Origin of the sequence: Desulfatiglans anilini DSM 4660 (genome assembly GCF_000422285.1) — a bacterium.
Taxonomy (GTDB): domain Bacteria; phylum Desulfobacterota; class DSM-4660; order Desulfatiglandales; family Desulfatiglandaceae; genus Desulfatiglans; species Desulfatiglans anilini.
This window is the reverse complement of record NZ_AULM01000024.1, coordinates 1-13,428: the sequence shown is the minus strand read 5'-3', so window position 1 is coordinate 13,428 and position 13,428 is coordinate 1. Positions and strand designations below refer to the sequence as shown.

The following is a 13,428-nucleotide window of genomic DNA, read 5'->3' as shown; positions in this document are numbered from 1 at the left end:
TAAATGCAGTTTCACGATCTGCAACAGCCGCAAGATGTTGAGGGGTTTCTAGCGCGGGGCCGTGACATTGGTTCCGCTCGTGCGAAGTTTTACAACCCTGAAAGCATAGATGATTCAGGTCGGGAGTGCAAGCGTCCGTGGGCAGGATATTCCGCGTGGCCGCGGGACAAGCGCGCTCAGCGTTGTGGATCGTGCGTGATGGTCCAGGCCAGCAGATCCGGGTCCGTGGGTTCGAATCGTTTCCCTGCCCGGGTGGCCAGAAGAGAAAAGTCCCGCAAGACCGCTTCCAAACCCATATCTCTCATCATCCCGAACGGGCCCTGTTTCATCAACAGGACTTCCTTGACAGCGAGATCCAGGTCTTCGAGCGACGCCTTTTTCTGCTGCAGGCTGTAAAGGGTGCCATTCAAAACGGAATAAAGGAGTCTTTTGGTCAGCAGTTCATCTTGGGCAGGGTGTTCGGGCGCCGCGTTGCCGTCGGATCGGTGCCTATAAAAACCTGGTGCATCATCCGAGGCCTTTTGGCCGTCGTAAAGGTATATTCCGCGCGATTTTTTTTTGCCGGTCCGGCCTTGAGAAAGCAGTCTTTCAAATAGGACGGGCGCCCGTAATCCTTGTTTTTCGCATGGCTGGCGGCCTCGTCCGTCCCAGTCCACGGGGAGCAGGCTACCCGGTTGGCCGGCGCGCCGCATGGCTGCGAAGAGAAAGTCGATGCCGATGACGTCCATCGATTCGCAAGGGCCGACATAGAACAAGGGCCGGGCGGCGGCATCCACTGCGCTTGGGAGGGCCAAACCCTCTTCCAGGATGTAAAGCGCCTCGAGGTAATAATAACTGAGGATGGCATTGACAACGGAACCTTGTGCATCCTTTGCGAGAATGGCGTTCTTCCCCAGGCCGTGGCACCAGGATTTGAGGTACGCGGGCAGTTCAGGAGATGTTTCAGGCCCTTCCAGGATTTCGATCAGGTTGATCAGTTCGACAGGGTAGAAAAAATGCAATCCGCAAAATCGCTCCGGATGGTGGAGGTGCCTGGCCAGAGAGGCGATGGAAATGGAAGACGTGTTGGACAGCAGCAGGGCCTTCCATGAAAGAACGGATTCCAGTTGTTTGAAGAGGGTTGCCTTGACCGCGGGATCTTCGTAGACGGCCTCGATGACGACATCCGATCCGGCGAGATCTTGCACGTGCGAGGTGAAGAGGATGCTTCTCCTCGAGGTTTGGTAGGCAGTTTCGGAGATTTGGCCGCTTTTCAAGGCCCGTTCAAGGCGTTTCGTGTGCTTCTTGCCTGCTGTGTGCGCTTCGGTTTCATCGATGCAGAGAACCGTTATAGAGTGATTGGTTCCAGAGAGCAACCGGAAGATCGACGCGCCCATCTTGCCATACCCAGCCAAGCCGATTCTCATCATCGTTCCTCCTTTTCGAAGGAATGGACGATCAGTTTCCGGTCGATGTAATGGGTCAGCCGGGCCATTGATTTCGGCGGGCCGGTTTCATGGCAGGTTGAGACGCCGTGAATCCGGACGGCATTCTGAATGGCCCAATCGAAATGAAGAGGGGTGTGGATGGATCGCACGACGACTTCGGCCGCTTGTTTTTGACCAATCGGTCTTCCGTCGATCAAGGAGAGCACCGTTCTTTTGGGGGGCGCCATGTTCAGGCCTTTGACGAACGCGATAAAATCACCGGCAATAGGCTCCAGGTGGGAGCTGTGATAAGGATGCGCCGTTTGAATGGGCCTTGTGCCGAGTGCCCCTAGACGCAGAGCCTTTTCCATGCACGACTCGAGGGCGGTGCGCTCGCCCGCTATGACGAAGTTCCGCTTGCCGTTGTGCATGGCGATCTCCAGCCGATTGCCGGCCGTGGTCAGGAGAAGATCCTGGATTTCGGGATGGGTCAGGCCCAGGATCAGGGTCATGCCATAGGTTTTGCCGCTCTTGAGACACCATTCCGAGGCCAGGGTGTGGGCCTTTTCAAGGATGGAAAGGCCGGTTTCGAACGTGTAGAACCCGCCTTCGTAGAGGGCTGCATAAATCCCCATGCTGTATCCGATAACCACTTCCGCAGCTATTCCGCGTGCAGCGTATAGATCACACATGGTGCAGTTGATGACGTAGGAAAGCCGCTGGTTGTCGAGCGTGTCCGTCAACGCAGGGCCGTGGTCTTCCGATCCGGGGTCCATTTGCTCGACGAAGGTCGTGATGCAGGCTTTATCGCAGTTTGCCCGGAAGAGAGGACTTTTCGAGACGAGCGGGAGCGCCTTCAGATATGAGGTGCCGATGCCTGGAACGAGGATGCAGACCCGGCGATTCTGTGCCGTGAGATCAGTCATGCTCATGTTGGGATGGCGTTACATCGATTTCAGATAACCGCTTGAGCAGGATTTCTGGAAGAGGTGCGGGATAGCCCTCAATGCTGACCGCGGCAAGCGAGGACCCTCCTCTGGCGATGATCCGGTCTTCCTTTTTGATGAGGAATAGGAAAGAAAGCCTGAATTTATTCCATTTTTTTAAAATGGTATGCACATGGAGAAAATCGTCGAAAGTTGCCGGCGCGCGATAGGTGCATGAGACCTCCGTGATCATGAGTCGGGTGTCTCCACGTTCGATCCGGGTAAATGGGCATCCGATGGCTTCCAGCCAGGCCATCCGAGCGACTTCCATGTACCGGATGTAATTGGAATGGTGGACGACCCCCATTTTGTCCGTTTCACAATACCGCACCCGGATGGGAACTTCCAGATCGGAAAAGCAGGTTTCTTTCATCCGGATATCCTTTCCGGGGATGTTACGGTCCATGCCCCCGGGCTTGGCAGCCCTTCGACCGAGGGCACCGATGCGGCGTCTGATGAGCGGTGTGCCGCCTGCGAAGCGCTGCGCGAAAATAAAAGACCCTCGGGGGCCTCAGGTTTCGATCGCACGGGGTGCGCTGCTCCACAAGGCGGCCGCTCATTCCGCGAGTGAACCCTGGCGGCTCAGAACCGCCACGGCGTTATGCCCCCCGATACTGAACGCATTGACCATGGCACCTTCGACCCCGTTCAATTTTCGCATGGAATTCGGTATGTAGTCGAGATCGCATGCTGGATCCGGAAAGGCATAGTTGATGGTGGGAGGCGCCATCTGGGTCTTGAGCGCCAGGGCCGTTGTCGATAAAGCGATCAGACCCGAGGCGCCCATGGTGTGACCGATCATGGACTGGATGGCGCTGATGCCCAGTGCTTCGGCGTGACCTCCGAAAACGGTTCGGATGGCCTGCGATTCAAGGGCATCGCTGATGACAGCGGATGTGGCGGCAGCGCTGAGATATCCGATGGATTCTTTGGGCATTCCCGAGTCCTGAAGCCCCATTTCCATCGTCCGAGCCATTTCCGCTCCGTCTCGGGCTTCTGAATGGGGGCTGTACGGTTCCGAACAGGTGGCATATCCTTGGATCCATGCGTAAATGGGCGCGTTCCGGGATCGGGCATGGGGGAGAGATTCCAGGACGACGGCACAGGCCCCGTCCGAGAGAAGACATCCGTCTCGCTGGATATCGAAGGGGCGCAGGGCTTTTTCGGGTTCGGCGTTCCTGGTGGAGAGCATCTTGAGATGGTTGGCTTTGATGAGGCTGTTCTTTGTCAGGACGGTGTCTACACCGCCGACGACAACCAGGTCCGCCCATCCATGACGGATGAGATCGACCCCTGCGGCCGCTGCGTAAATACCGGATGCGGCTGCGGCCGAAAGGGTGAAAGCCGGCCCTTTGAATCCGAACTCGATGCTGAGCCAGGCTGCCGGAGCGTTGACCATGTCGCGGATGATCCTGAAGCGCTCCGTTTCGGCATCCGTCAAATCCAGAGGGTTTCCGACACTCGAGCCGCTGGTGCCGACGATGATGGCGCAGCGTGTTGCGTCCAGACCTCTGAGTTCGACGCTGCAGTCCGTCATGGCGTCTTGAGCGCATAAGCGTATCAGACGACTGGAGCGAATCGTCTGTTTGAAGAGCCGCTTTGGTGTCCGTTTCTTTTCTATCTGCGATGCAGCCTCAGGGAGTTGTCCACCGATTGTCGTTGAGCAGCCGGATGTCTCGAATTCTGTGATGGGGCGAATCCCGGACTGACCGTTCAGCATATTCTTCCAGCACTCATCAACCGTCACGCCGAGCGGGCAGATCATCCCTATTCCGGTCACCGCGACAGGCGGGCGGGCGCTTGGCGAGCTGGATAACATATCTTGCAACGGCTACTCTCCGAGATTCAGTTCTTCCAGCAGCTGTTCACCTTTTTCGATGATGGTGTAAATGGCCTGGATGGTTTCCCCGACAGTGTAGATGGGATTTTTCAGCATGTACTGGCCGATCGTTCTGACCTCAAGTTCAATATGGTATTTTGCTTTGAACTCTTCAATCATTTCAAGAAACAAAATGGAGTCTCCACCAAGATCATCGATGATATTTGTGTCCATGGTAATTTCACTGGCGTCGATTTCAAATTCATCAGCCAAAAAATTCAGAATCTCTTGAGCAATTTGTTTCTTTTCCTCATTGTTAAGCGCCTGTGTCACACCTTTTTCCTCCGATATTGCACTCTACACCAACAAGTGATTAACAGACAGGTCAAAGGGACCGCCCTTGCCCTCCGGACGCAATCAGTACGACCTCGCCGCCGGGAGCGCTCCGCAGAAATCAGGCTGAGACGCCGTTCCCCTTCTTAAGCGGTCGGCAGGAACGACAACAAACGACCACCGCATCGTCCAGATGCATAGCCGCCCCTTCCATCTCGACCTCCCCGTTGAAATCGATGCGGATACGCCCGGCATCGTCGATTACGGCGACTATCTTCTTGTAATCGACAAGAAGCCCCAGACCTAAAACCTTCGAAGCAGCCTCTTTGCAGCTCCAGAGCAAGGTGTACTTTCTTCTGGCATCTTCGATGCCCGCGGCGCAATCCTTCGCGTGGCTGAAAGCGCCCGCCAGCCGAACGGGTCTTTCGGAAACGGTCTCGATGTCGATTCCCACCGCCGTTACGCCGTCCTCAGCAAGGCAGACGGCGACCCATCCTTCTTTGTGCGAAATAGAGCACGCAACGTCAACCATTACCCCCTGCTTGACCACCCGGACAGTGGGCCGACCGTAACGGTCCTTGATGATTTTTGCATCAAGAGGGCGGTCAGATGCCGCTGTCAAGGCTGTCAGGATTCTCAAAGCGGTCCTGGACGCTATCCACTCCCGCCTTCTTGCGCATGACAGCATACGCCGAACAGTGGCCCATTCCTCGGAGCAGGGAAAAACAGCATGCTCCGAGATATCATCGGCTTTGCCTACTGCAGCCAGGATCGGTTTCTGTGATGCGCAAGGAAGGAATGGTCGATAAACAATAAGCATAACCTATTTCATTCTATTTCGCACCAATTTTGTGAAACGTCGAGCGGTTTCGAGAGCCTGCCTGGTGTCGGTCTGTTCGCGTAACCCCGCTGCGAGTTCAAGCACCGCCGCGATGGCCTCCCTCGAACCAGCGAGGATCGTCTTGGTGAAGAGATGGACCCGTTCGAAAAAGGTTTCTTTCGGAAGAATACGGTTGATGAGATTCCAGTCCAGGGCCCGTTCCGCGGAAAACATGTCCCCCAGCAGGACCATCTCGAGGGCCTTGGCTTCGCCGGCAAGCCGAATCAGTCGCTGCAGACCGCCAAGTCCGGGCACCAGCCCGATGGAGGTCTCAGGCAATCCGAGACGGGCCTTCGGGATGGAGAGTCTCAAGTGACAGGCAAGGGCCAGTTCGAACCCGCCCCCGAGGCAGGCTCCGTTGATGGCAGCGATGACAGGTTTGTCCAGACGCGAAATGGCATTGATGAGGTCATTCGCGAAAACAAACCGCTCTTCACTGGATGCTGTTCCATCCGCATCTATGGCGGCAAGATCGGCGCCTTTGGAGAAGACATGTCCTTCCCCGGTAAAGATCACGGCGCGGACCTCGGGTGAGATCATGTGTTGGTAGTGATGGTCGAGTTCGTTGAAGAAGGCGGGCGGCATGAGATTGTTGGGAGGGTTGGTGATGGTTAGCACGAGGATGTTGCTGTGCATCGAGGAAACAATCAGATGTTGCGACTTTTCAGGCATGGCAAACGACGCTTTCGCTGGAGATATTTGGAGGCTTAGACCTATCGCCTTGTGTCGGCTATCCGATTTCCAAAGGCCGCCTTCAGCAGTATTTCAAAATGAATCCAGCGTGCATCCACTTGCTCGATTCCGTTACGAAGCTGACGAGGGTGTCGCCGATTTGGAGGTCTTCTGTCTGAAAATAATCATCCAGTGCGACAATAATGGCCGGGGCGCCCTGGTAGCCGCGCGTGCTCAATTTGGTATAGAAAGGGAGATCGACGCCCCAGTGCTTTCGAAGGTAATTTATCGTGAGATCCATCAGATGTTTGGTTGGAATATTGACGAAAAAGCACTTCACGTCCCCTACATTCAGACCCGTCTGATCGATCATTCGTTTGAAACCCTTTTCGCCGAAAGCGGGGGCGAGTTTCGTGACGGTCATCAAGTCCTGTTCCAGATGGTGCCATCCGTTTTCATAGACTTGCAAAGGGTGATAGTTAACAGCCCCCATCATGACGCGCATGGGAGGTTCGTGTCCGATTCCTACCGATTCCAGATAAGTATCCACAACCTCCAGCGCGGGGCGTGTGTTTTTCTCGGCGGTGAGAACCATCGCCCCGGCGCCGTCGCTCAGAAACCAGCGCAGCACAACCTGTTGCTCGGTCATGACCTTCTGATTGAATATCTCCGCCTTGAGGAAAGGCGAGGACATCTGGGAAGCCACCAGCAGGGCGTTTTGGTATCGGCCGTTGGCGATCAGGTCACTTCCGACCTGCAGCGCCTTATAGATGGACGTGCAGTTGGAATGGATCGACATCTCTGCACAGCAAGGGATTTTCAAGGCATCCTGGACGAGAACGCTCGATGGAGGACAAAGATAATCATAGAGGATGCCGGCGTAGATGACCAGGTCGATGTCTGCGGCTTCGATGCCGGCCATCTGCAAGGCCTTTTGAGCCGCTTTCACGCTCATGGACACATTGGTTTCGGTCGCTTCCCGTGTTTTTCGGTCTAAGGCGTAATAGGAATATTCGATTCCCAGGAGCTCCCGCATGACCTTTCGCATTCGGTCCAGTCGCTTCATCAATTTGGGTGGACCATCGGTGAGCGGACCCAGGACTTCTTCGATTTCATCAAAAGGGACGGGGTCTCCAGGAGAAAACGATCCGATTCCAGTAATATAGACATTCCTCCCCCGCATGTTGCCTCCAAAAAAAGTGAAAATCTCTATCAAAAAGCAACTCAGGCGGCGGGGTCATTCCCCGGCAGGTGTCGTATATCTTTCGAGGACGATACAAGAATTGTGGCCGCCAAAACCAAAAGAGTTGCTGATGGCTGCTTCGAGCCCCAGGACGCTTCTTGCTTGATTGGGCACATAGTCGAGATCGCATTCGGGATCCGGCTCTTCATAATTGATGGTCGGCGTCAAGACCTGATGCCGAAGGCTGAGCGCCGTCACAGCGACTTCGATGGCTCCGGCAGCGCCGATCGTATGCCCGATCATGGATTTCTGGGAGCTGACAGGGATTTGCCAGGCTCTTTTACCGAAAACTGCTTTGATGGCGCTGGTTTCAGCGCGGTCGTTATGCACTGTGGACGTTCCATGGGCGTTGATGTACCCGATCCTGTCTTTTTGAATCCCCGCATTGACAATGGCCTTCTCCATGGTCTCGGCCATTCCCAGTCCATCGGGCTCTGGTGCGATGATATTGAAAGCCTCTGAGGTCATTGCATGTCCCGACATGACTGCATAAATGGGGGCTGCACGTCTGACGGCATGGGTAAGCGATTCCAGAATAACCGCGCAAGCACCTTCGGACAGCACGAAACCCGTCCGTTTTCGGTCAAAGGGACGGCTGGCCTTTTCCGGGTGTTGGTTCAGTTCGGAGAGCGCCATCAACCTGCTGAAACCCTGTACGGTCTCTTCTGACAGCATGGTGTCGACACCCACTGCAACACAGATTGCACCGTGACGTCGTATGTAATCGTAGCCCAGACCCACGGCATAAGCACCGGATGCACAGGCTGTCGCAACATTGAAAGAAGGCCCTCTGAAGCCGAGAGTCATACGGATGGCGGCGGCTGGGGCATTCAGCATGCCATGAGCGAAGGGCCGCCGATTGTATTCTTCACCAACTGGAATCAAGGCATCGCCAACGGTCGATCCTCCGCAGCCTGTGATGACACCTGCGCGGTCCGCATCCAGTTGTGCCGGGTCCAAGGCTGCATCTCTCATGGCTTCCAGGCTGCTCAGGAGGGCCAAACGAGTCGACATGGTTCCGTGTCTGAGAAAGTGATGCGGCAGACGGGCGCGTTCATAATCCGGGTATGCCTCGGGCAACTCCCCTCCGATACGGCTGAGACAACGGACAGGATCAAATTTCGTAATGGGTCTTATGCCGGCCGTACCTTGAAGCATGTTTTTCCAGCACGTAGGGGTATCGACGCCCAATGGGCAAATCATACCGATCCCGGTGATGGCGACCGCATTCGGATTCACTTTTTGTCATCTCCAATCAACGAAAAGAGGGTCCTTCCACCTGCCTGATTTTTCGTTCGACGGAGAAGAGCTGCGCAGGCAGGATTCACTGAATTACTGCTGAATGTAGACATTCAGTTTTTCCTGGATATCGTCGATGATATCTCGAAGCCAGGCGACGTCCTCCGCCGTCAGCCGTCCCGATTTCATCGTTCCCTTGGTCCCGTCCCGCTTCGTGAAGTTTCGGGGTCCGATTTGCAGTTTAGGCTCACCATCCCCGTAGCGATTGATCGATATCAGCAACCCTGTTTCCTCGTTTTCCCAGGTGTCCAGCACCTGATCTTTCGATGCGTCATAGGGCATAGATGAATTCCTCCTCGTGAGCATTCTTGCACATGGTTCCAGCTGAAGGCGGCATATTGCACAGGCAGGCGCATTCAAAGGCGGCACTTCCCATGAGTCCAAACGGTCAATCTCCTCGATGAAAGAGATAGGTTCACCCCGCTCGCTGCCCTCTATGCCCATTTCCAAAAGCGTGCGAATGGTTTTGCAGGAAACGTTCAGATGCAGCATTGTCCCAACGAGGCGTGCCCTTTACTCCGTGGGGATCGAGGGTGGGATAGGGTCCATGAGTGTTCTGACGGCTTTTCATGGCGGCTGCGGAACGCCGCGAAAAAAACAATGGCCTGCATCGCACCTTTACATCGGATTTCTCAGGGTGACGGGCAGGTCGACAAGATGCTTTCAAAAATAATCGAAATTCGATGGTATTCCAAGGAACCCTCTGGATAGGCATAGGTTTTATGCCTTATCCAGAAGCAGTTCATCGGCATAAGGGTGGATCTTGAGAAAACCCTAATACGACCAACCGAACCGGGCCATATCCTCGAGTTCCTCTTCGATACGCAACAGCTGGTTGTATTTGCAGATCCGTTCGGAACGGCAAAGGGATCCGGTCTTTATCTGTCCTGTCCCGGTTGCGACCGCTAGATCCGCAATAAAGGAGTCTTCGGTTTCACCCGACCGATGGCTTATGACGGCGTTCCAGCCGGCGCGATGGGCCATCTCGACGGCATCGAGTGTTTCAGTAAGGGTGCCGATCTGGTTGAGCTTGATCAATACAGCGTTGGCCGCGTTTTCCCGGATGCCTCGAGCAATACGCTCGGTGTTGGTTACGAAAAGGTCATCGCCCACAATCTGGATCCGATCCCCTATTTTCAGGTTCAGACTGCGCCAGCCGTCCCAGTCGTCTTCGGCCAGACCGTCTTCAATGGAGAAGATAGGATAGCGATTTATCCAATCCTCATAAAAGGCGACCATTTCTTCGGCGGTTCGTTCGGAATGGTCGGATTTGCTGAAGATATACTTGCCCCCTTTAAAAAAAGACGAAGAGGCAGGGTCCAAGGCCAGGACCACATCCTCTCCCGGTTCATAACCGGCTTTGCGGATGCCGGCGAGCACCATCTCTATGGCTTCTTCATTGTCTTGCAGATCGGGTGCGAAACCGCCTTCATCTCCGACAGCCGTGGACAGGTTTTTTCCCTTGAGCACATCCGCGAGGGCATGAAAGACTTCTGCGCCCATCCTCAGGGCGTCACGGAAGGTTCTTCCGCCAACGGGCATGATCATGAATTCCTGAAAATCTACGTTGTTTGCGGCATGAACGCCTCCATTGAGGATGTTCATCATCGGCATGGGGAGACGCGAGGCGTTGGTCCCGCCGATATAACGGTACAACGGCATGTAGACCGAATCGGCGGCCGCCCGCGCCACGGCAAGAGAAACCCCCAAGATGGCGTTGGCTCCAAGACGATTCTTGTTGGGGGTTCCATCCAGTTCGATCAACGTCTGATCCACGTCCCTCTGATCGAGGGCGTACATGCCTTCGAGTTCGGGGGCGATGATATCGTTGACGTTTTGAACCGCTCTTTCAACGCCTTTGCCCCGATAGCGGCGTTTGTCCTGATCGCGAAGCTCCACGGCCTCGAATTCACCGGTGGAGGCCCCTGACGGGACCGCAGCACGGCCAAAGCTTCCATCTGTAAGGCCCACTTCGACTTCTACCGTAGGGTTGCCCCTTGAATCCAATATCTCTCTGGCGACAACGACTTCGATCTGCTCCATGATGTCTGCCCCCCTGATTTTTCGGCGGATGTGTCCGGAATGACGTTTGCTCCACAGTCCGGGGTAAGAAGAAACAAACCGTAAAAGTACCTATATAAAGGATCTGATCATGGCTGACAAGACAAAAGCGGACGGCCGGTACTCCCCGAGAGGTCGGCAAGAGCTTCGAAGGTCTTGGAGAGGAGGCGCTTTTCCGAGGCTTCTTTGGAAAGGATCATTGCATGAGGCCCCAAAGGGCGCCATAAGGTCTGGTTGGGCGATTGGAAGAAGGCCACGGTCGGTAAACCCATCATGGCCGCCAGGTGGGTCACTCCGCTGTCGTGGCCCAAGTAGAGGCATGCACTTGAAAGGAGCGCCTCCATAGGTTCAGGGTCCTGACAGAGGACGGTTTCGATGTTATCCGGGGGTGTACAGAGGAAAGGATGCCGGGCGGCGTATTCGGCCGGACCGAGGAGACAGATGGGCCTGGTGCCCTCAAAGGCCCTGAAAAGGGACAATTTTCTGACGAGATCGATCCAAAAAGACAAGGGAAGATTCTTTTTCGGGCTTCCGGATCCGGGATGAAAGACGAGTCGTTTCCGATCTTCGGGTGGAAAGGCCGGCCGAAGAAGGGCACGGCTCAGTGCGTGCTTCATCGCACGTGCCGGATCGATCATCAGGCCGGCTCGAGCCAGGCATGTGGCAATGTGCTCGGCCACGTGCACAGGGAGGTTTTCGGGCGGCAGGGACGGCATGATGAACAGTTCCGCCTGAGGAAAATAAGAGCGCAGGTTTTTTTCGAGACCGGCAGTGGGATTGTTGAAGAGTGCGAGCACGCGATCGGGTTTCAATCTTAACGGGAGAGCTTCACTATGGGGTTCACGGGAGAAGAGCCGGTGCCATCCAGGCCCTTCCATATCCTGGATTTCGGATGCCCATCGCCTCGCAAAATAGAGCCCCGGGCCCCGGCCGGTCAAAGCGATTTCTGCATTTTCAGACAGCTCGGCCAGCGCCGGTATTGTCAGAAGGGTATCCCCGAGGGCCCCCGGCCGGATCATGAGGGCCCTTTTATGGACTTGAACAGCGGCGTCTCCATTTAATCTTGATTCAGGGGAAAACATAAGTTTATAAGATAAGACCATCAAGACCGCATTTCGAACGATATGATCCGATCCGTCCTGTAATAGGGTCGTCCCGATGCCTGCAGCGCTGTTAGAAAGCGGGTTTTTGGGGCGGAACGGATGGACGATCAGCAGACACTTTTTTTCTATAATATCAGGGAATATCCGCGAAATAAAGAACCTCACCAACGAAGGAGGGCAGGTTATGCGGACAGGAAAGTTGGATCCCGGGCTGCGGATCCTCCAGAATGCCGAGATGGATGGGAAGGTGGTCCTCTTGCGTGTAGACCACAATGTGGTGAAAGCGGGTGAGATAAAGGACCCCTATCGTATCGATGCTACTTTCCCGACCCTTTATGCCATTGCCGCCCGGGGAGGCCGACCGATTCTTATCACGCACGTGGGTCGTCCCAAAGACAAGAAAAGCGGGGAGATTGTCTGTCGGCAGGGCGAGGCGGTCGACGCGATTGCGAAATACCTGGAGCAAAAACTGGCTGTCCGGATTCATGTGCCCGAGTTCCCGATCGATCCCGAAAGAGGGATTCTGCACCTCGACCGCGAGAGAGTTGCCCCGGCGGTCGAGGATCTGAAGCATGGGCGTTTCGACATGATCTATCTACCGAACAGCCGATGGTTTGCCGGTGAGCAGGCCAAGGGAAAGGAACGGGAGAGCTTTGCCCAGGAGATGGCTTCGATTGCTGATCTCTATGTGAATGATGCCTTCGGGTCCTGGCGCCCCCATGCAAGCACCTTCGACATCGCTGCGAAACTGCCGAGCTTCGCCGGTATCCTCCTGCAGCGCGAGATCAGCAACCTGCATCGGGCGCTGGAGCCTGAAAAGCCGTTTGTGGCCGTGGTCGCCGGCGCCAAGTACGACACCAAGATCGGCCCTATCAAGGCCCTGTATGATAAGGTCGACCATCTGATTCTGGGCGGCCTCATCTACAACACCTTCCTTGCTGCCAAATATGGCGCGCGTATCGCCGGTGTGGCCGATGAGGACATCGCTCTCGCCCGTGAGCTCGTTGAGATGGACAGCGGACAGGGCAGGATTGTTGAGATGCCCTTTCTGGTCGAGGTCGACACCATGGATGAAAAGGGCCGCGAGGGGGCCAGAAAGGTATCGATGGCCGATATGGTGAAGGGGGGTACGTTCGGTTATATCGTCGATGTTCATCCCGATTCGCTAATGCACTCGGAGACGGTCCAGGTCATAGACTCGGCTATGACGGTGTTCGTCAATGCCGTTATGGGCTATATGCCTCTTTACCCCGAGGGAACGCGCGCGTTGTATGAATTGATCGGACGCAACAAGCGAAGTCAGAAGCTCTTTGCGGGCGGGGACACGCTGCAGGAGTTGAGAAGTCTTTGCCCCGGTGTGTATCTTTCGGGCCTCAACGATCCGGATACATACTATTTCACGGGTGGCGGCACTGTCCTCACCGCCATTGAAATGGGCGGAGCCTATCGGCTCGAGCCGGTCTCCGCCCTGATGGGTCGATGAGGACCTCCACCGGACTGCAGAGATTCCATCCGGAAATGGTCTTTTTGACCAATCTCGGCGTCAATCTGCACGTTTGCTTGTGCGGCGACCTGCAGGTCGCCTCCGCGCAAACGCTTGATTTCCTTGATATTGGCCAAAAATCC

At 55.4% G+C, this 13,428-nt stretch carries 13 protein-coding genes; 1 reads left to right on the top strand and 12 read right to left on the bottom strand.

The features are described from left to right. Positions 1-176 precede the first annotated feature (176 nt). The 12 genes from H567_RS0114885 to H567_RS0114830 form a co-directional block, all read right to left on the bottom strand. Positions 177-1,409 (bottom strand): 3-hydroxyacyl-CoA dehydrogenase, encoded by a 1,233-nt coding sequence (locus H567_RS0114885; RefSeq protein ID WP_035254626.1) that lies wholly within the window; start codon positions 1,407-1,409, stop codon positions 177-179. Next, entirely contained in the window at positions 1,406-2,332 is a 927-nt protein-coding gene (locus tag H567_RS0114880; protein ID WP_028322012.1) for an ACP S-malonyltransferase, read from the bottom strand. Before H567_RS0114880 ends, H567_RS0114885 begins: the two co-directional genes overlap by 4 nt. After that, the gene (locus tag H567_RS25185; protein ID WP_279614995.1) at positions 2,325-2,765 is read right to left on the bottom strand and encodes an acyl-CoA thioesterase; all 441 of its coding nucleotides are present in this window, start codon (positions 2,763-2,765) and stop codon (positions 2,325-2,327) included. The genes H567_RS0114880 and H567_RS25185 overlap by 8 nt, the downstream gene beginning before the upstream one ends. Positions 2,766-2,948: 183 nt before the next feature. After that, a complete protein-coding gene (locus H567_RS0114870) occupies positions 2,949-4,211 on the bottom strand; it encodes a beta-ketoacyl-[acyl-carrier-protein] synthase family protein (protein WP_084517359.1) in 1,263 nt (420 codons plus the stop codon). A gap of 12 nt (positions 4,212-4,223) precedes the next feature. Next, positions 4,224-4,544 carry an acyl carrier protein gene (locus H567_RS0114865; protein WP_028322010.1) on the bottom strand — a complete coding sequence of 107 codons (321 nt, stop codon included), beginning with the start codon at positions 4,542-4,544 and terminating at the stop codon, positions 4,224-4,226. Positions 4,545-4,665: 121 nt separating this feature from the next. Beyond that, entirely contained in the window at positions 4,666-5,076 is a 411-nt protein-coding gene (locus H567_RS29035) for a 4'-phosphopantetheinyl transferase family protein (RefSeq protein WP_161626631.1), read from the bottom strand. A gap of 291 nt (positions 5,077-5,367) precedes the next feature. Continuing rightward, a complete protein-coding gene (locus H567_RS25175; protein ID WP_051184944.1) occupies positions 5,368-6,096 on the bottom strand; it encodes an enoyl-CoA hydratase/isomerase family protein in 729 nt (242 codons plus the stop codon). A gap of 82 nt (positions 6,097-6,178) precedes the next feature. Further along, positions 6,179-7,279: a hypothetical protein gene (locus tag H567_RS0114850; RefSeq protein WP_028322008.1), complete on the bottom strand. Its 1,101-nt coding sequence runs from the start codon at positions 7,277-7,279 to the stop codon at positions 6,179-6,181. A 54-nt stretch (positions 7,280-7,333) separates the two neighbouring features. Next, the gene (locus tag H567_RS0114845) at positions 7,334-8,578 is read right to left on the bottom strand and encodes a beta-ketoacyl-[acyl-carrier-protein] synthase family protein (protein WP_028322007.1); all 1,245 of its coding nucleotides are present in this window, start codon (positions 8,576-8,578) and stop codon (positions 7,334-7,336) included. Positions 8,579-8,671: 93 nt separating this feature from the next. After that, the gene (locus H567_RS0114840; RefSeq protein WP_028322006.1) at positions 8,672-8,920 is read right to left on the bottom strand and encodes a hypothetical protein; all 249 of its coding nucleotides are present in this window, start codon (positions 8,918-8,920) and stop codon (positions 8,672-8,674) included. A 492-nt stretch (positions 8,921-9,412) separates the two neighbouring features. Continuing rightward, positions 9,413-10,681, bottom strand: a complete 1,269-nt coding sequence (gene eno / locus H567_RS0114835) for a phosphopyruvate hydratase (RefSeq protein ID WP_028322005.1) — start codon at positions 10,679-10,681, stop codon at positions 9,413-9,415. 107 nt (positions 10,682-10,788) lie between these two features. Beyond that, the gene (locus tag H567_RS0114830) at positions 10,789-11,718 is read right to left on the bottom strand and encodes a glycosyltransferase family 9 protein (RefSeq protein WP_028322004.1); all 930 of its coding nucleotides are present in this window, start codon (positions 11,716-11,718) and stop codon (positions 10,789-10,791) included. A gap of 268 nt (positions 11,719-11,986) precedes the next feature. Here H567_RS0114830 and pgk point away from each other — a divergent pair, with 268 nt between their 5' ends. After that, the gene (gene pgk / locus H567_RS0114825; RefSeq protein WP_028322003.1) at positions 11,987-13,285 is read left to right on the top strand and encodes a phosphoglycerate kinase; all 1,299 of its coding nucleotides are present in this window, start codon (positions 11,987-11,989) and stop codon (positions 13,283-13,285) included. Positions 13,286-13,428: the final 143 nt, after the last annotated feature.

Bases quoted from the DNA above. Each gene is read 5' to 3' on its own strand.
- H567_RS0114885 (WP_035254626.1), bottom strand. From the start codon at position 1,409: ATGATGAGAATCGGCTTGGCTGGGTATGGCAAGATGGGCGCGTCGATC.
- H567_RS0114880 (WP_028322012.1), bottom strand. From the start codon at position 2,332: ATGACTGATCTCACGGCACAGAATCGCCGGGTCTGCATCCTCGTTCCA.
- H567_RS25185 (WP_279614995.1), bottom strand. From the start codon at position 2,765: ATGAAAGAAACCTGCTTTTCCGATCTGGAAGTTCCCATCCGGGTGCGG.
- H567_RS0114870 (WP_084517359.1), bottom strand. From the start codon at position 4,211: ATGTTATCCAGCTCGCCAAGCGCCCGCCCGCCTGTCGCGGTGACCGGA.
- H567_RS29035 (WP_161626631.1), bottom strand. From the start codon at position 5,076: ATGGTTGACGTTGCGTGCTCTATTTCGCACAAAGAAGGATGGGTCGCC.
- H567_RS25175 (WP_051184944.1), bottom strand. From the start codon at position 6,096: ATGCCTGAAAAGTCGCAACATCTGATTGTTTCCTCGATGCACAGCAAC.
- H567_RS0114850 (WP_028322008.1), bottom strand. From the start codon at position 7,279: ATGCGGGGGAGGAATGTCTATATTACTGGAATCGGATCGTTTTCTCCT.
- H567_RS0114840 (WP_028322006.1), bottom strand. From the start codon at position 8,920: ATGCCCTATGACGCATCGAAAGATCAGGTGCTGGACACCTGGGAAAAC.
- eno (WP_028322005.1), bottom strand. From the start codon at position 10,681: ATGGAGCAGATCGAAGTCGTTGTCGCCAGAGAGATATTGGATTCAAGG.
- H567_RS0114830 (WP_028322004.1), bottom strand. From the start codon at position 11,718: ATGATCCGGCCGGGGGCCCTCGGGGATACCCTTCTGACAATACCGGCG.
- pgk (WP_028322003.1), top strand. From the start codon at position 11,987: ATGCGGACAGGAAAGTTGGATCCCGGGCTGCGGATCCTCCAGAATGCC.